Source organism: Terrihabitans aquatilis (genome assembly GCF_052542005.1).
This window is the reverse complement of sequence record NZ_JBOCUO010000003.1, coordinates 760515-777324: the sequence shown is the minus strand read 5'-3', so window position 1 is coordinate 777324 and position 16810 is coordinate 760515. Positions and strand designations below refer to the sequence as shown.

The following is a 16810-nucleotide window of genomic DNA, read 5'->3' as shown; positions in this document are numbered from 1 at the left end:
GCCGTGCGTTCTTTCCTGCGCGCGGCAAGCTCGAAGGGGGTAGACATGCGGTGGGGTGATCTCAGGCAGAGCGGAAACGTCGAAGACCGGCGCGGCATGGGCGGCGGCATGCGGATGGGCGGCATCGGCATTGGCGGCCTGCTCATCGTCGGTGTGCTGTCCTGGGCGACGGGCATCGACCCGCGCCTGCTGATGAGCGGCTACGAGATGGTTCAGGGCGGCGGTCAGAGCCAGCAGCAGGCGGGCCGCGAAGGCACGCCGACCGACGAGACGGGACGCTTCGTCGCCTCCGTGCTCGGCAGCACCGAGGATGTCTGGAATCAGATTTTCAAGGAAAACGGCCAGACCTACCGCCAGCCGCGCCTTGTCCTGTTCAGCGGCGCGACGCAGACGGCCTGCGGGCTCGGCCAATCGGCCATGGGCCCGTTCTATTGCCCGCCCGACCGGCAGGTTTATCTCGACACCTCATTTTTCCGGGAAATGGAGCAGCGGTTCCGTGCGCCCGGAGAGTTTGCGTCGGCCTATGTCATCGCGCACGAAGTGGGCCACCACGTGCAGAACCTGCTCGGCATCATGGACAAGGTGAACGAGCAGAAGCAGCGCGGCTCCCGCGCACAGGCCAATGCGCTGTCGGTGCGGGTGGAGCTGCAGGCTGATTGCCTTGCCGGCGTCTGGGCGGCGCGCACGCAGAAGGGCGTGATCGAAGACGGCGATATCGAGCAGGCGCTCAACGCCGCGAGTGCCATCGGCGACGACCGCATCCAGAAGCAGACGCAGGGCCAGGTGGTGCCGGACTCCTTCACCCACGGCTCTTCGGCGCAGCGCGTGCGCTGGTTCAAGACCGGCTACGACAACGGCCGGGTGCAGGCCTGCAACACGTTCGCAGCCCAGAACCTCTAGGCCGTCATTCGGCGGCGGCGGCGCACCAGCCGCCAGCCCAGCCGAGCGGCCCCGCGCGTGACGATCATCCCGATCAAACCCGCGAACCAGACCACAAAGGCCAGGAAGTTCTCGGCCAGCACGCGCACCATGCGCACGCCCCCCTTGAAGGCGCGCAGGCTGGTGCGTCCGGTCAGCTCCACTACGCCACGTGTGGTGCGGCCGAAACGCGTGGTCATGATCGACAGATCCGCGAGCTGCTCCGGCGTATTCGCGTAGCGCAGCAGCCGAACGCTTTCCCCCGGACCGGTGATATCGGCCATGTGGCGCACGTCGCCGACCATCCGTGACAGGTCGCCCGTGGATGCGCGCCGGACCGCGACAGAAGCCGCCTCGCGAACGGCCGCTGAATCGAAGCGCGCCGCTGCCTTCACTACATTGCCCATTTCGTCGAAATCGACGCTGGCCCGCACCGCCCGCCCCAGCGAGCGGCCGAGGCCGGCGGTGAGATGTCCGGCACGGCGCGCCACCTTCAGCACGGAAATGCCGAGCTTGGCGGGCAGGCCCATGCCGCCCGTTGCGACAGTCGCGCCGGTTGCCGCGAGACCGACGGTCGCGAGACCCAGCATCAACTCATCGTAAGGCTGCCCGGTCAGCATCAGCCCGCCTTCGTGGATGATGTCGCGCACATCTCCCACGACGGTGAGATCCGATGTCACCGCGCCGGCGAGCCCCGCCACGCTGGCGCCCTGCCCCGTGACGAAGCCGGTGCCGAACTCAAGCGCGTTGCGCTGGGCCGCCGCACCAGGCTGCTCGGCAGCGGCGAGACGCTCGAGAAGATCGGGCCGAAGCACATGACCGTGCTCCACGGCAAGGTCGGCGTACATGCGCGCCTCCTCGACATCGCCCCGCCCCAGCGCCACCTCCATCTTCTCCTCGATGGCCGGCGCCGTGATCTTCTCGCGCAATTCGCGCGCGATCGCTTCCTCGGGCTCTTCCGGCAATTCCGCGTCGGCGAGCGCCAGTACGGCGACTAGCGCGAGGCTCACCAGCAAAGCTCCCCACAGGATGCGGCCCATGATCGCTCCCCTTGCCCCGTCAAGGCACGGACGGTTGAGAAAGACGGGACGCAGTGCCATCTAGCCCCGACAGGAGAAGCCCATGCCGCGCATCGATGAGAGCCGCCCCTTCATCCCGCTCAGCATAGCGGTGCTGACCGTTTCAGACACGCGCGTTCTGGCCGACGATCGATCCGGCGACGTTCTGGTCGAGCGCCTGACGACGGCAGGTCACACTCTGGCCGAGCGGGCCATCGTTGCCGATGAGGTGGAAGCGATCCGCGAACAGGTGGCGCACTGGATCGCAGACCCGAAGGTCGATGTCGTCATCACGACCGGCGGCACCGGCTTCACCGGGCGCGACGTGACGCCGGAAGCGCTGGAACCCGTGTTCGAAAAGCGCATGGATGGCTTTTCGACCATCTTCCATCGCATTTCCTTTGAGAAGATCGGCGTTTCCACGGTTCAATCGCGGGCGACGGCCGGCGTGGCCGGCGGCACCTTCATCTTTGCCTTGCCAGGATCGCCCGGCGCCTGCCGCGACGGCTGGGACGGCATCCTGCAAAGCCAGCTCGATTATCGCCATATGCCCTGCAATTTCGTGGAGATCGCGCCGCGGCTCGACGAGCATTTGCGGCGCGGCGCGAAACCTCAGGAATAGAACCGCGCCACGAAACGGGCTGGCACGCGAAGAGCCAGAAGGCCCGCGCCGAGCACACGGCCGAACCCGGGCTTCGGGCGGGCGCGGACGTCCGGAGCAGCCGGAATGAACAGGCGTGAGCGCAGGCGCACCAATCGCCTCCCTCCGATGCGCTGGACGAGATCGGCATATTCCAATCCCGGAACGGGACGCACGCCGCCGATCGCCTCCAGCAGCGAGCGATGGACGAGCACGGCGCCTGCCCGTACGCGCAGATCCACCAGATGGCCGAGACGGGCGATCAGCCCCTCCGCATCCTCTTCGCCCTCCACGGTAAATACAGCCGCCCGATAGGGCGTCGCCCCCTTCCGCTCCTCCCGCTCGACGAAAAGCCTGGCTTCGCGGGTCCATGCCGCATCCGGCTCGCCACCGGGCTCAACGAGGAGGAGCCATGCCCCCTTGGCCCGGCGAATTCCTTCCGCCAGCCGGCCGGCCCGGCCACCGGGGCCTTGCGCATACACGCAGCCGCAGCCTTCGGCGACTTTCCTGATGCGTTCGCTTGACGACCCGTCGACCACCACCACGTCGCGCACCGTGCCGTCGGCGGCGGCGGGCACGAGCGCACTCAACGTGCCAATCAGGGCATCCTCGTTTTCGAGGCTGGGTATCACGACGCTGATCATGAGGGCGCGTTATAGCACGCCGCATTCGCAGCAAGGGCCATTCCACACATTTTCGATACTTGCCCGTTTGTTCTCTTTATGTTCTAGTCGAGCCAAGGAGATCATCATGGCAGCGACGGCCTCTCTGCTGACTTACGAACGCGATGAGCTTGTCGGCGAGGCCCAGGCCGAGATTGCGCCCGAACGGCGGCGCGGCCGCGGTGCCCGCGCCAATCCGGACGGCCGTTTCGAGCCTTATGCGCGCGTGCTGGAGGATGACGGATGGGAAGGGCTGGCCGATCTGCCCCCCTTCAAGACCGAGATTTCGTTCGAAGCCGCGCGCAAGATCATCACCCGCAACGAATCGCCCGACATTTCATTCGACCGCTCCATCAATCCCTATCGGGGGTGCGAGCACGGCTGTGTCTATTGTTTCGCACGGCCGACCCATTCCTATCTCGGCCTGTCTCCAGGGCTTGATTTCGAGAGCAAGCTGACGGTGAAGCCGAACGCGGCTGAGCTTCTGGAGAAGGAACTCGCGAAGCCGGACTACGAAGTCCGCACCATGGCGCTGGGCACCAACACCGATCCCTACCAGCCCATCGAACGGCATTACCGCGTCACACGCGGCGTCATCGAGGTTCTGGCCCGGACGCGGCACCCCGTGGGAATCGTCACCAAATCGTCTTTGGTGACGCGGGACATAGACCTGCTGGCTCCAATGGCGGCGGAAGGACTGGCGCGCGTCGCCATCTCGATCACGACGCTCGATCCGAAGCTGGCGCGCGATCTCGAACCGCGCGCTCCCACGCCGTCGAAAAGACTGGAGACCGTTCGGAAGCTGAGCGAGGCCGGTATTCCCGTCACCGTTATGGTGGCGCCCATCATTCCCGCATTGAACGATGAAGAGATCGAGCGCGTGCTCGATGCCGCCCGCGCGGCCGGAGCCGTGAGTGCCGGATATGTGCTGCTGCGCCTTCCCTACGAAATCAAGGATCTGTTTCAGGAATGGCTGGCCGAACACAGGCCCGACCGCGCAAAGCACGTCATGAGCCTCGTTCGCTCGACGCGGGGCGGCAAGGATTACGAGGCGGAATGGGGAAAGCGCATGATCGGCGACGGCGTCTATGCCTGGACGATCGGCCGCCGCTTCGAGCTGGCAACGCGCCGCCTCAAGCTCAACGCGGAGCGCAAACCGCTGCGCAAGGACCTGTTCGTGCGGCCGGTACGCGCCGGAGAACAATTGAGGCTGTTCGCATGATGATCTCTGCTGCCCGTCAAACCGATTTAAGCTCGGCCTGCTCCGCAAGCGTCGTTCTGGCGGATGGTCGGCGTCGCACCAGATCCCTCCCGTCTCCTGCAGATAGAAAGCGCCGCTCGATGGTCATGGAATCGCGCATCAGCGTCATCACGCTCGGCGTGGCCGATGTGGGAGCCGCTGCAGCCTTCTACGGGCGCGTCGGTCTGGTGAGATCGCGCGAAAGCGATGGCAGCGTGGCGTTCTTCCAGCTTGGCGGCGGGCTTGTTCTTGCCTTGTTCGGACGAGAGGACCTGGCCCAAGATCAGGGCCTTGCCTCCCATTCGCCGCCAGGCGGCATGTCGATCGGCTACAACACACGGTCCATGCTGGAGGCCGACAAGCTGATCGCAGCATTCGTCGCATCCGGCGGAACACTGATTCGCGAGCCGGCGCGCACATTTTGGGGCGGATACAGCGGTTACGTGGCCGACCCGGACGGGCATGTCTGGGAAATCGTCCACAACCCCCATTGGCGATTGGATGACGAGGGCCACCTCACCCTTCCGGATTCCAAGCCGGCGACATAATCGCGGAACAAGCTGACGACTCGTCCTTCGCATGGCATAGGATTCGGGATGGCCGTCGTGAAGCCCGCTTCCAAACAGATCCGCCGTGTGCCCGGACCCGACTTCCGACGGGAACGCCGCTCCATAAAGGATGGATGCGAGATCGTGGCCGGCGTGGACGAGGCCGGTCGTGGACCGCTGGCAGGCCCGGTGGTTGCGGCGGCGGTCGTACTGAATCCCCGGAAGATTCCGAAGGGCCTCGACGATTCGAAAGCGCTCACGCCTGAAAGGCGCGAGGCCCTTTACCTCGACATCATGGAACACGCCGAAGTGGCGTTCGTCTCTGCTTCACCGGCGCGCATCGACCGCGACGACATCCGCAAGGCAACGCTTTGGGCGATGTGTGCCGCAGTCAGCGCATTGCCGCGCGCGCCCGGCCGCGTCTTCGTGGACGGGAAGGAATTTCCGAACGGATTGCCCTGCCCGGCTGAAGCCGTCATCGACGGCGATGCCAAGCTCGTATCGATTGCTGCGGCGTCGATCATTGCGAAAGTGACGCGCGACCGGCTCATGCGGCGATTGGCGCAGAGCGTCGAAGGATATGGATTCGAGCGGCACGTCGGATATGGAACCCGCGAACATCGTGCGGCTTTGGCCCGATTGGGCCCCACCTGCCATCACCGCCGCAGCTTCGCGCCGGTGCGTCTTGCGTGGGAGATACGAAGCGGCGGCGAGCCACTTCAAAAAGAATTAGCGCTCCTTACGGAGGGCGATCAGCTGATCAGCTGAGAAAGCCGGTCAGCCAGAGCACGATGATGATCGGGAGCGGAATACCGATCAGCCACAAAAGACCACCCTTGAACATTTTTGCCTCCAGAAACCTTGCACTTGTGGGGAATGCACGGTGGCGAGGCTTGTTCCTGTATGCCCAAGAAAAAAGCCGCTCCGAAGAGCGGCTTTTTCTATTTTTTGATGAACTTTTTCAGTGAAGCTTGGTGCGGACTTCCTGGAGACCGCGCTGCAGGAGCTCGTCACCCGCGGCACCGGCCGTCTTGCTCTGCAGAATGGTCGCCGCAGCGGCCGTCGCGGCATCGGCCGCAACCGCACGGACCTCCGCTAAGGCCTGAACCTCGGCCTGGGCAATCTTCACTTCCGCCATCTTCGTGCGACGGGCTACGAAGTCCTCGGCCTTGGTCTTGGCCTCATCGGCAATGCGCTGGGCCTCGGTGCGGGCGGACGCGACAATCGCCTCTGCCTCGTTCTCGGCGTCAAGCCGCTTGCGCTCGTATTCGGCAAGGACGCGCTGTGCCTCTTCGCGCAGACGGCGCGCCTCATCGATATCGTCAGCGATGCGCTTGGAACGTGCGTCGAGCGAACCGATGATCTTCTTGTGAACGCCGACATACATCATCAGGACGATGAAGATGATGAAGGCTGCGAGGACCCAGAATTCGGCAGTCATCAACATCCGCGTCAGCCTCTCAAAGTGGCGTCGACCGCCGATTCGACTTCGGACGAAGAGGGTTCCGCACCGGACAATTGTGCGACGATGGCCGACGCCGCGTCCACGGCGATGGTGCGCACATTGACCAGGGCCTGAGCCTTGGTTTCAGCGATCCGCGCTTCGGACTGCGCAAGACGCTCAGCAAGCTCGGCTTCGATGGCCTTGCGCTTGATGGCGGCTTCCGCATCCACTTCCGCACGGGCCTCGTTCGCGATCTTCTGGGCGCTGGAACGCGCGGCTGCCAGGGATGCCTCATATGAAGCGATCGCGGCATCCGTGTCGTTGCGCAGACGCTGCGCCTCGGCCAGATCGGTGGCGATCCGGTCGCTGCGAACCTCCAGCACCGACGCGATGCGCGGCAGCACGAAGCGGCTCAGCAGGAAGTAGAGCAAGCCGAAGGTGATCGCGAGCCAGAGAATCTGGGACGCGAAATAGGTCGACTCGAACGGCGGGAAGGCTCCGCCATGTGCCTCGTCGTGCAGCTCCGCCGACTGCTCGACGCTCTGCTGCAGATCGTGCTGAAATTCTGCTTCAGCCTGCGCCAAGAGCAGGACGTTCTGTGCCATCGTCACTTTCCCGTTCGGAGAGAACGCGGGCGCCGGATTATCCAACGCCCGTCAATGCGAACTCAGACGGCGAACAGAAGAAGAAGCGCGATGAGCAGGGAGAAGATGCCCAGAGCTTCCGTCACGGCGAAGCCGAAGATCAGGCGCGGGAACTGCGCATCGGCAGCGGACGGGTTGCGAAGCGCGCCCGTGAGGTAGCTGACGAAGATGTTGGCCACGCCGATGGCGGCGCCAGCCATGCCAAGGGTCGCGATACCGGCGGCGAGGAACTTTGCGGCTTCAGCGTCCATGATAAACTCTCCTAGATAAAGTGATGTGCTGAACTTCGATGCGCCGAACTCAGTGCCCCGGATGGAGCGCGTCGCTGAGATAGAGGCAGGTCAGAAGGGTGAAGACGTAGGCCTGAACGAAGGCCACGAAGAACTCGAAGCCCGTGAGAGCGACGGTCATGGCGAGCGGCAGGATACCGAGCACGAGACCGCCGGTGCCAAGCGCACCCCAGAGGCCGACGACGAAGCCCGCGAAGACCTTCAGCGTGATGTGGCCCGCCAGCATGTTGGCGAACAGACGCACCGAGAGGCTGATGGGGCGCGACAGGAACGACACGATCTCGATAGCGACCACCAGCGGCAGAAGGTAGCCCGGAATGCCCTTCGGCACGAAGACGTTCAGAAACTTCATGCCGTGCTTGACGAAGCCGTAAATGATGATGGTGCCGATGACGATCAGCGCCAGCGCGAACGTCACGATGATGTGGCTAGTGACCGTGAAGGCGTACGGCACCATGCCCAGCAGGTTCGCGACCAGCACGAACATGAAGAGCGAGAACACCAGCGGGAAGAACCGCATGCCCTCGTTGCCCGCCGACTGGCGAACCGTCGAGGCGACAAATTCGTAGGAGAGCTCGGCCAGCGACTGCCAGCGGCCCGGGATGAGCGAGCGGCCCTGCATGGCAAGCATGAGGAAGCCCACCGTCACCACCACGGTGATGATCATGAACAGCGAGGAATTCGTGAAGGCCAGAGGCCCGCTGCCGATGAGGGGCGTGATGTTAAACTGGTGGATCGGATCCATGTTTTCTTCCACACCTATCCGCCAGTGGAACCGCGCTCCCGGTCAAGGGCGGCGGAACGCAGGATGTTGAGCACGCCGGCGGCAAAGCCGAGCATCAGAAGCACGATCAGGCCCCAGGGGCTCGTTCCAAGGGCCTTATCGAAGAACCAGCCAAGGCCGGCACCTACGATCACCCCCGCAGCGAACTCGCTAGCGAGCCGCAGCGCCTGGGCCATGCCCTGAGCCGTCGAACTCGCATTCGCCAAGGATCCTTCGTCAGCTCCTGCCTTTGGACGCGCCTTTTTAAGGGCAGCATCCAGCTTGCTGAGCCGATTTTCGAGATCCCCCTCGGAATCTGGCACGCCCGCACCTTCAGCCCGGCCATCCAGGTCCTTGCTCATACCAGCATGATCCTGTCCAACCGGCGGCACCCACCTGCCAGCCCTGAAATTTGCCGGCACCATAGTGATGCCTCATTCTCAAGTCAAGGAAACCTAGACAGGTCTCAACCCGCTGATTTCACTTGTCTTTCCCATAATGGGAGCTGCGTCAGACCGCCTCACGTAGTTGTTCGGCGGCTTCCAGATCGACGGAGACCAACTGGCTGACGCCCCGTTCGGCCATCGTGACGCCAAACAGGCGGCTCATCCGGCTCATGGTCACCGGATTGTGGGTGACCACGAGGAAGCGCGTGTCGGTATCACGGCTCATCGATTCGAGCAGATCGCAGAACCTCTCCACATTGGCGTCATCGAGCGGCGCATCGACCTCGTCGAGGACGCACAAAGGCGCGGGATTGGTGAGGAAGATGGCGAAGATCAGTGCCATCGCCGTCAGGGCCTGCTCGCCGCCGGACAACAGGGACAGTGTCTGCGGCTTCTTGCCGGGAGGCCGTGCGATGACCTCCAGCCCTGCCGCAAGGGGATCGTCCGATTCGATGAGTTCCAGCCTGGCCTCGCCGCCTCCGAACAGGTTGGCATAGAGCTTCACGAAATGCGCATTTACGGCCTCGAAGGCCGCTGTCAGGCGCGTCTTCCCCTCGCGATTGAGGGACAGAATGGCCTGGCGCAATTGGCGGATCGCCTCGGTGAGATCGTCGCGTTCGCGGACGAGCCCGTCATGGCTGGCCTGCACCTCCTCCAATTCCTGTTCGCCGCGAAGATTGACGGCCCCCAGTCTTTCGCGATCCGCTTTCAGGCGCTCGAGGTCCATCGGGGAGCCGTCCTGAACGCGGCGATCCTCGTCGGAAAGGCCCGCCTCGACCAAGCGGGTCCAGGCCTCCCGCGCCCGTGCGCCGGCTGCCTCGCGGCGCGCTTCCTCACGCGCCAGAATCTCGCGGGCTTCGCCAAGCAGCTTCAACGCGTCGCGCGCGTCACGGTCGGCCGCGCCTTGCCGCGCTTCCGCCGCCGCCAGACCATCTCGCGCGGCGCGATCATCGGCCTCTGCCCGCTGGAAAGATTCGCGCAAAGCGCGCCGTTTCTCGGCAACAAGGTTCGGCATTTCGGCAAGAACGATCCGCTCCGATTCGGCCTCGGCGCGGCGTGCGCCCATCACCGCCAGACGCTCGGCCGCACCTTCGCCACGCGCCTGCCACGCGGAACGATCCCGCAGCAATGTTTCACGGCTTCGAACCCTCCTCTCCCGTTCGCGCCCAAGCGCCGCGTGATTGGCGCGCACGTCGGCGGCAATGGCGCGCTCGCGTTCGACCCGCGCCCGGGCATGGTCGCGCGCCTGTTCGACTTCGTGGCTGTCCGCCAAAGCGGTCAGGGCGTTACGGGCAGCCTCCAGTCGTTGAGCGGCGTCCGCCTCATCATTGGCGAGCCGGGTTTGCGATTCGGCCAGGGCGGCACGACGTGCCTCGTCGCGCGCGGCCAGACGCTCCGCCTCGACCCGACGATCCCGGGCGGCCTCAACGGACTTTCGGGCGGCACGCACGGCCTCGCGGGCGGCCTGTTCACAGCGCGCAGCATCGACGGAGGCCTGCCGAGCGGCTTCGGCATCCGCCTTCACGGCGGAGAATTTTTCTCCGGCCTGCGCGATGGCCTGCTCCAATTCCTTCAGCCGGTTGCGGCCGGCGAGTTGGCGCGCGAACGGCGTTTCGGCCTCGGCGGTGGCGGTAAAGCCGTCCCAGCGCCACAGATCGCCTTGCGCGGAGACGAGGCACTGACCGGCGGCAAGATGCGGCTGGAGCGCCGCGCCATCGTCGCGCGTCACGAGCCCTGTCTGCGCGAGGCGGCGGGCAAGCTCCGGAGGTCCATCCACATATTGCCCAAGCGGCTCAACACCTGCCGGCAGGGACGGATCGTCCGCAGGTGCGGCAAGGCGGGCCCAATAAGCGGGCGCCGCTTGATCGAGCGGGATCGAGAGATCCTCGCCGAGAGCCGCCACGAGCGCGGCCTCATAACCGGGCGCCGCCGAAACGCTGTCGATCAGCGGCGGCCATAACACGGCCTGACCGGGGTCGATGAGCTTCGCCAGCGTCTTTGCCTCCACTTCCAGGCGGCGCAGGGCGGCCTCCTGTTCGTGGGCCCGCTGCCGTGCATTGGCCTCCGCGGCACGAAGATCCGGAAGCGCCGCCTCGGCCGAGATCGCCGCCGCCTCGGCGTCCGACAGAATCGAAGACGCTCGGTCCAGCTCGGCGCTGAGAATTGCGAGGCGCCGCGCATGATCGCTGCCCTCAAGCGCGCGTTGCTCGACGGCAAGCCGCTGAAGCTCCACGCCCACGCGGCCCAGACGCGATTCCGCTTCTTCCCGCGCACGACCAAGCTGGGCGCGCTCTGCATCGCGGGCCGCGAGCACGGCGTTGATGCGGGTGAGTTCGGCCTCAGCCTCCGTCAGCGTTTTCGCCGCCGCGGCCATGCGCCGTTCGGCGTCGGCTTCACGCTCCAGCGCTCCGCTCTCTTCCGCGTCGAGCGCTGCGAGGTCTGCCTCGAAGCGGGCGAGTGTTTCATTGGCGTCGGCAGCAAGGGCCGTTTCGCGTGCGTGATCGTCGTCGAGCTGGGCGAGGCGACGGATCAGTTCGGCGAGCCGGTCCCGGGCCTGCCGCTCCTCACGGTCGAGATCATCGCGTGCGCGCCGCAGCCGGGCCAGAGCGGCACCCGCTGACGCTGCAGCGTCACGCTGGGCGGGAAGCTCGTGCGCGGCGACCGCTTCAGCGCGGGCCGCTTCGGCCTGCGACAGGGTGCGGGCGGCAACAGCGCGCTCGGCCTCCGAGACCGCGTCTTCGGCCGCTTTCTTCTCGGCAAGCGCCTCCGTGTGCGCGCGGGTCAGAAGCGCGCCTTCGAGACGTCGGATATCGGCAGAAAGCTGGCGATAGCGTGCGGCCTGGCGGGCCTGACGCTTCAGGCCTTCGATCTGTCCGCGAATGCGCTCCAGGACGTCTTCCACCCGCACGAGATTCTGCTCGGCGGCGCGCAGCTTCAGCTCGGCCTCATGACGGCGGGCGTGCAGGCCGGCAATCCCCGCGGCCTCCTCCAGCACACGGCGGCGGGCTTCGGGTCGGGCGTTGATGATTTCGCTGATCTGCCCCTGCCGCACCAGAGCCGGAGAGCGGGCACCCGTCGAGGCATCGGCGAACAGCAATTGCACGTCGCGGGCGCGCACCTCGCGGCCGTTGACGCGGTATGTGGAGCCCTTGTCGCGCTCGATGCGTCGGGAGATTTCAAGATCGTCGACTTCGGTGAAGGGCGATGGCGCGCGGTGGGCCCTGTTGTCGAGGACGATGACGACCTCGGCGTTGTTGCGCGAGGGCCGGCCACCCGATCCGGCGAAGATGACGTCGTTCATCTCCGCCGCGCGCAGGGCCTTGTGGGAACTCTCGCCCATGGCCCAACGCAGGGCCTCGACAAGATTGGACTTGCCGCAGCCGTTCGGGCCCACGATCCCCGTGAGCCCCGGCTCTATGACGAGCTCCGAGGCATCGACGAAGGATTTGAACCCGACCAGGCGAAGGCGCGTGAGCTTCATGCCAGACCGTTCATCCGGCGCGCGCCCCGCCCGATGCGGAGTTCAGGCGCCTCAGCTCTTGAGAAGCGGATCGATTTCCTTCGACAGCTCCTCGATGGTCATGCTGCCGCGACGGATCTTGCCGTTGATGAAGAAGGAAGGCGTGGAGCTCACGCCGAACTTTTCCGAAGCGCGCTGGCGAACCGCCATCACGTTGTCGAGCAGGTCCTGATTCGACAAGCAGGCGTCGAGCGACTCCTGTGTAAAGCCCACCTCCTTGCCGAACGCCTGGATCCACTGGAACGGGTCCGCCGCATCCAAGAAGGCGCGCTGCTGGGCGAAGAAGGCGTCGATGATGGGATAATATTTCGACTGGTCCGAGCAGCGGGCAAGCATGAAGCCGGCGGTGGCGTAATTGTCGAGCGGGAATTCGCGGAAGATATACCGCACCTTGCCGCTGTCGATGTAGTTCTGCTTCAGGGCCGGGAAGGTCTGGGTCTGGAACACGGCACAGTGAGGACAGGTCAGCGAGGCGTATTCGACGATCGTGACCGGAGCATTCTCCGCACCCAACGCGATATCCGGCAGCGCGCCTTCGGCCATCAGATCGCTGACGCTGACATCGCCGGCCGCCGGCGTGGACTGCGAGGAAGCGGCGCTCGTCTGACCCGAATTCTCGGTCGCGCCGTCGCTGACGGGGGTGTCCGATTCCTCGGAGCATGCGGCCAGGCCGGCGGTCAACACCAGCGCGGCCAACAGACTGGTCAGGGTAGAACGTTTCATCGCGACACCTGTGCGGCCGGCTGGCCTGGATGATTTGGCGGGGGCTCTGCCAACGATGGAAATGTGGCGAGTTTATGCGCCTGCGCGCCTTTTAACGCCATTGTGCGTGCGATACAGCCCGCCCGAGCCGTTTTAATGCCTCGGCCAGGCGGTCGTCCTCGATTCCGCCGACGAGGTCCTCGAGACGCTTCTCCTGCGACGGATCCACCTTCGGCTCGGCGGGAATTGCGGCGGGCCGGATATCGACGGGCCCCTGCTTGAGCTTGAGCGAACCGACGCAGCGCCAGCCGAAATAGCGGTTGATGCGCTCGATCAGGGCCGGCCCCTGCATCTGTAATTCGAGTGCGAAAGCACCTTCGACCTGGATGAGGAGCACCGCCGGCTCGCGGGCGCCCTCCTCCGCCTTGCGGCGCGGAAATGTCAGCTTCAGCGGACGCGAGCGGCGGGCGAGATCCGGACCCGCGATCTCCGCCCAGCGCAGCACGATCTCTCCGCCTGCAAAGCCCTGCTTGGCGAACGTGTCGCCCACGACCTTCGGCACGAAGTGCGCGAGCGAGCGGGCATTGGGACGGCTTTTCGGAGCGGACGACATGCTCCATATGCCTCATGAAAACGCAGCGCCGTCAAACCCGGCGCCAGACAAACGGCCGATGTCCCCATCCTCCACACAAAGTGCGGCGCAAATCGCGGCGCCCGATCCGTCCGATCTGCTTGCATGGTACGACCGCCATCGCCGCCGCCTGCCCTGGCGCGCGCTGCCGGGCGAGCGTGCCGACCCTTATCGCGTCTGGCTGTCGGAGATCATGCTGCAGCAAACCACGGTGGTGGCAGCCGGCCCCTATTTTCAGCGCTTCCTCGACCGCTTTCCCGATGTGCACGCGCTGGCGCAAGCACCTCTCGACGACGTGCTGCGGCTGTGGGCCGGGCTCGGCTATTATGCCCGCGCACGCAATCTCCATGCCTGTGCGAAAACCGTAAGTGAGCAGCATTCCGGGGTCTTTCCGGACACCGAGGAAGGCCTGCTCGCCCTGCCGGGCGTCGGCCCCTACACGGCGGCGGCCATTGCGGCAATTGCGCATGACCTTCCCGCGACCGTCGTGGACGGAAATGTGGAGCGAGTGGTCTCGCGCCTGTTCGCCGTTGAGGACGAGATGCCGCGCGCAAAGGCCCGTCTCCGCGCACTGGCCGCGACGCTGACGCCGCAAAAGCGCGCCGGCGACTTTGCCCAGGCGATGATGGATCTCGGCGCGACGATCTGCACGCCGCGTCGCCCGGCCTGTGCGCTCTGCCCGTATCGTGATGGCTGCGCGGCGCGGGCGCTCGGCCTGCAGGAGACGTTTCCCCGCAAGGCAGCGAAGGCAGAACGGCCGACACGCTATGGCGCGGCCTTCGTGGCGCAGCGTTCCGATGGCGCGATCCTGCTGCGGCGGCGGGCGGAAACGGGACTCCTCGGCAGCATGGTGGAGGTACCGGGGTCGGATTGGGGCCCGGCACTCGACGAGGCTGCCGCGCTCAGCCGCGCGCCGATGCGGGCCGTTTGGACGAAAGCCGGCGATGTCCGCCACGTCTTCTCGCATTTCGCACTGCATCTGGCCGTCTATCGCAGCCATGTCGAAGACGATGTCGCGATCCCAGATGGTTGCTGGTGGTCTCACGAAGTCGATGCCGAGGCGCTGCCTGGAGTGATGAGGAAGGTCGTGGCAGCCGCGCTCGTCTGAGGCCGGCCTCTATCAGACGACGACGATGCCCTCGTGCTTGGCTTTGTTGTCCGGCTCGACATGGATCGTGACGATGGCGCCTTCGATATCCTTTTTCAGCGCGCGCTCCAGACAATCGCAGATGTCGTGCGCGGACGAGACATCCATGTTGCCCCGGACCACGAGGTGAAAATCGATAAACACCGCCCGGCCGGCCTGCCGCGTGCGGATGTCATGCGCCTCGATCGCACCGTCCGCTCCGCGCGCAATGATGGACCTGATCTGGTCGAGCGTATCGTTCGGCACCGCTTCGTCGAGCAGACCGCCCATGGATTCCCGCATCAGTTTGTAACCCATCCACACGATATTGAGCGCGACGAGGGCCGCCAGAAGGGGATCGAGAATCGGCATGTCGAACACGACCGCCGCGACAAGGCCGAACAGAACGCCCACCGACGTGATCACGTCTGTCATCAGATGGCGCCCGTCGGCGGCCAGCGCAGGCGATTTTCGCCGCGTGCCGATATGAACGAGATATAGCGCCCAGCCGAAATTCACTGCAGTGGCCGCCATGTTGACCATGAGGCCTTCGATGGGGGCATCGAGCGGCTGCGGAGCGAGGAAGCCGGCATAGGCCTCGCGCAGAATCGAAACCGCCGCGAGGACGATCAGCACGCCCGCGAGAACAGCGGACAGATATTCCGCCTTATGGTGTCCGTAGGGATGCTTCTGGTCCGCAGGCTGGATGCTGAACCACAGCGCCCACAAGGCCGCCAGAGAAGTTACGACATTGATGACGCTCTCAAGCGCATCTGAATAAAGCGCAACCGAACCAGTAAGCGTGTAGGATAACGCTTTCAGGCCAAGGACAAGCAGACTTATCCCAACATTTCCGACGGCAATCTGAAGAAGAAGCCTGTCCGACGACATGATATACCTGCCCGCACAAGGCCGTCCCGACCCTGTCGAGGCAGGCGAATAGACCCGCTGCCGGGTTCTGACAACAGAGATCTTTGCAGATGCGAGGCGTTCGCGAGTCTAGACCGCGCCGCTCGCCATTTCGGAGCGGATCTGCGTGCGCAGATCGTCGATGGGAGCGAGGCCTTTCGGCGTGTCGTAATGCCAGAAGGTCCAGCCATTACAGGCGGCGGCATTCTGGACGAGAGCCCCGATCTTGTGGATGGAGCCGATCACATTCGCATGGGTCAGGGTACCATCCGCCCGGACAAGGGCGTGAACGCGGCCCTTCGAATCGGTAAGACGCGCGCCCGGATGCAGCAGGCCGCGTTCGATCAATGCGGAAAAAGCCACGCGGGGCGCCTCGCGCTTGGCCGGGGTCTCGGCCAGAACCTCGTCCGGAAGGGTATGGATTCCGGCAAGGCGTGCGCGAGACGCCTCCGCGTAGGTGCGATCTCGCTCGATCCCGAAGAATGAGCGCCCGAACCGCTTCGCAACGGCAGCCGTGGTGCCCGAACCCGAAAAAGGATCGAGAATCACGTCACCACGCTTGGTTGTAGAAAGCAAGACCCGCGCCAGCAGAGCCTCAGGTTTCTGAGTTGGGTGGACCTTGCGGCCATCTTCGTCCTTCAGGCGCTCCGATCCCGTGCAGATGGGCAGCAGCCAGTCCGAGCGCATCTGAAGGTCGTCATTGCCGGCCTTCATAATCTCGTAATTGAAGGTGTATTTCGCATCCGCCGAACGCGCGGCCCAGATCATCGTCTCATGCGCGTTCGTGAACCGGCGGCCGCGAAAATTCGGCATCGGGTTGTTCTTGCGCCACACGACGTCGTTCAGGATCCAGAACCCGAGATCCTGCAGGATGGCGCCGACGCGGAAGATGTTGTGGTAGGAGCCGATGACCCACAGCGCCCCATCCGGCTTCAGCACGCGGCGAGCGGCCAAAAGCCATGCGCGTGTGAACGCGTCATAGGCTTCGAAGCTCGCGAAACGATCCCATTCATCATCCACTGCATCGACTAGCGAATGATCGGGGCGGTGCAGATTGCCGTTCAGCTGAAGATTGTAGGGAGGATCGGCGAAGATCAGATCGACGGAGCCTGCCGCCATCTTCGACATTTCGGCCACGCAATCGCCCACGATGATCTCGTGGCTGAGGGAGATGTCCATCCCAGGCGCGCGCTGGGGCGCCTGGGTACGCAATACCGATCTGGACATTCAAGACTCTCGACGCGTGACCTGACGCCGACAATTTGAATG

The 16810-nt window shown here is 64.9% G+C and carries 18 protein-coding genes; 6 read left to right on the top strand and 12 right to left on the bottom strand.

All coding sequences use genetic code 11. The annotated features are described in order from the left end of the window. The first annotated feature begins 45 nt into the window (after positions 1-45). Positions 46-900 (top strand): KPN_02809 family neutral zinc metallopeptidase, encoded by an 855-nt coding sequence (ypfJ, locus tag ACQ6S1_RS14695; RefSeq protein ID WP_445041953.1) that lies wholly within the window; start codon positions 46-48, stop codon positions 898-900. Here the strand turns inward: ypfJ and ACQ6S1_RS14690 are convergent. Continuing rightward, the gene (locus ACQ6S1_RS14690; RefSeq protein ID WP_445041952.1) at positions 897-2018 is read right to left on the bottom strand and encodes a hypothetical protein; all 1122 of its coding nucleotides are present in this window, start codon (positions 2016-2018) and stop codon (positions 897-899) included. The two genes, ypfJ and ACQ6S1_RS14690, sit on opposite strands and share 4 nt — an antisense overlap. Positions 2019-2040: 22 nt before the next feature. Between ACQ6S1_RS14690 and moaB the strand changes: the two genes are divergently transcribed. Beyond that, a complete protein-coding gene (gene moaB / locus ACQ6S1_RS14685) occupies positions 2041-2598 on the top strand; it encodes a molybdenum cofactor biosynthesis protein B (protein ID WP_445041951.1) in 558 nt (185 codons plus the stop codon). Here the strand turns inward: moaB and ACQ6S1_RS14680 are convergent. Further along, positions 2589-3260, bottom strand: a complete 672-nt coding sequence (locus tag ACQ6S1_RS14680) for a glycosyltransferase (protein WP_445041950.1) — start codon at positions 3258-3260, stop codon at positions 2589-2591. The genes moaB and ACQ6S1_RS14680 overlap by 10 nt on opposite strands. Positions 3261-3366: 106 nt before the next feature. On the opposite strand from ACQ6S1_RS14680, the gene ACQ6S1_RS14675 reads away from it, so the two are divergent. The 3 genes from ACQ6S1_RS14675 to rnhB all read left to right on the top strand — a co-directional run bounded on the left by ACQ6S1_RS14675 (position 3367) and on the right by rnhB (position 5834). After that, positions 3367-4500, top strand: a complete 1134-nt coding sequence (locus tag ACQ6S1_RS14675) for a PA0069 family radical SAM protein (protein ID WP_445041949.1) — start codon at positions 3367-3369, stop codon at positions 4498-4500. A 119-nt stretch (positions 4501-4619) separates the two neighbouring features. Next, on the top strand, positions 4620-5066 hold the full coding sequence (locus tag ACQ6S1_RS14670) for a VOC family protein (protein ID WP_445041948.1): 447 nt from the start codon (positions 4620-4622) through the stop codon (positions 5064-5066). Positions 5067-5114: 48 nt separating this feature from the next. Further along, positions 5115-5834 carry a ribonuclease HII gene (gene rnhB, locus ACQ6S1_RS14665; protein ID WP_445041947.1) on the top strand — a complete coding sequence of 240 codons (720 nt, stop codon included), beginning with the start codon at positions 5115-5117 and terminating at the stop codon, positions 5832-5834. 193 nt (positions 5835-6027) lie between these two features. Here the strand turns inward: rnhB and ACQ6S1_RS14660 are convergent, their stop codons facing one another. The 8 genes from ACQ6S1_RS14660 to ACQ6S1_RS14625 form a co-directional block, all read right to left on the bottom strand. Then, a complete protein-coding gene (locus ACQ6S1_RS14660; protein ID WP_445041946.1) occupies positions 6028-6513 on the bottom strand; it encodes a F0F1 ATP synthase subunit B family protein in 486 nt (161 codons plus the stop codon). Positions 6514-6518: 5 nt separating this feature from the next. Continuing rightward, the gene (locus ACQ6S1_RS14655; protein WP_445041945.1) at positions 6519-7115 is read right to left on the bottom strand and encodes a F0F1 ATP synthase subunit B; all 597 of its coding nucleotides are present in this window, start codon (positions 7113-7115) and stop codon (positions 6519-6521) included. A gap of 62 nt (positions 7116-7177) precedes the next feature. After that, complete coding sequence (locus ACQ6S1_RS14650; RefSeq protein ID WP_445041944.1) at positions 7178-7405, bottom strand: F0F1 ATP synthase subunit C; 228 nt, start codon at positions 7403-7405, stop codon at positions 7178-7180. A gap of 49 nt (positions 7406-7454) precedes the next feature. Then, positions 7455-8189 carry a F0F1 ATP synthase subunit A gene (locus ACQ6S1_RS14645; RefSeq protein ID WP_445041943.1) on the bottom strand — a complete coding sequence of 245 codons (735 nt, stop codon included), beginning with the start codon at positions 8187-8189 and terminating at the stop codon, positions 7455-7457. A gap of 14 nt (positions 8190-8203) precedes the next feature. After that, positions 8204-8569: an AtpZ/AtpI family protein gene (locus ACQ6S1_RS14640; RefSeq protein WP_445041942.1), complete on the bottom strand. Its 366-nt coding sequence runs from the start codon at positions 8567-8569 to the stop codon at positions 8204-8206. A 148-nt stretch (positions 8570-8717) separates the two neighbouring features. Then, positions 8718-12134: a chromosome segregation SMC family protein gene (locus ACQ6S1_RS14635; protein ID WP_445041941.1), complete on the bottom strand. Its 3417-nt coding sequence runs from the start codon at positions 12132-12134 to the stop codon at positions 8718-8720. 51 nt (positions 12135-12185) lie between these two features. Beyond that, positions 12186-12896 carry a DsbA family protein gene (locus ACQ6S1_RS14630; RefSeq protein ID WP_445041940.1) on the bottom strand — a complete coding sequence of 237 codons (711 nt, stop codon included), beginning with the start codon at positions 12894-12896 and terminating at the stop codon, positions 12186-12188. A gap of 91 nt (positions 12897-12987) precedes the next feature. Further along, entirely contained in the window at positions 12988-13488 is a 501-nt protein-coding gene (locus ACQ6S1_RS14625) for a DUF721 domain-containing protein (protein ID WP_445041939.1), read from the bottom strand. A 58-nt stretch (positions 13489-13546) separates the two neighbouring features. On the opposite strand from ACQ6S1_RS14625, the gene mutY reads away from it, so the two are divergent. Continuing rightward, positions 13547-14614 (top strand): A/G-specific adenine glycosylase, encoded by a 1068-nt coding sequence (gene mutY / locus ACQ6S1_RS14620; RefSeq protein ID WP_445041938.1) that lies wholly within the window; start codon positions 13547-13549, stop codon positions 14612-14614. Positions 14615-14626: 12 nt separating this feature from the next. Here the strand turns inward: mutY and ACQ6S1_RS14615 are convergent, their stop codons facing one another. Beyond that, the gene (locus ACQ6S1_RS14615; RefSeq protein ID WP_445041937.1) at positions 14627-15523 is read right to left on the bottom strand and encodes a cation diffusion facilitator family transporter; all 897 of its coding nucleotides are present in this window, start codon (positions 15521-15523) and stop codon (positions 14627-14629) included. Positions 15524-15631: 108 nt separating this feature from the next. Further along, entirely contained in the window at positions 15632-16768 is a 1137-nt protein-coding gene (locus ACQ6S1_RS14610; RefSeq protein WP_445041936.1) for a site-specific DNA-methyltransferase, read from the bottom strand. Positions 16769-16810 lie beyond the last annotated feature (42 nt).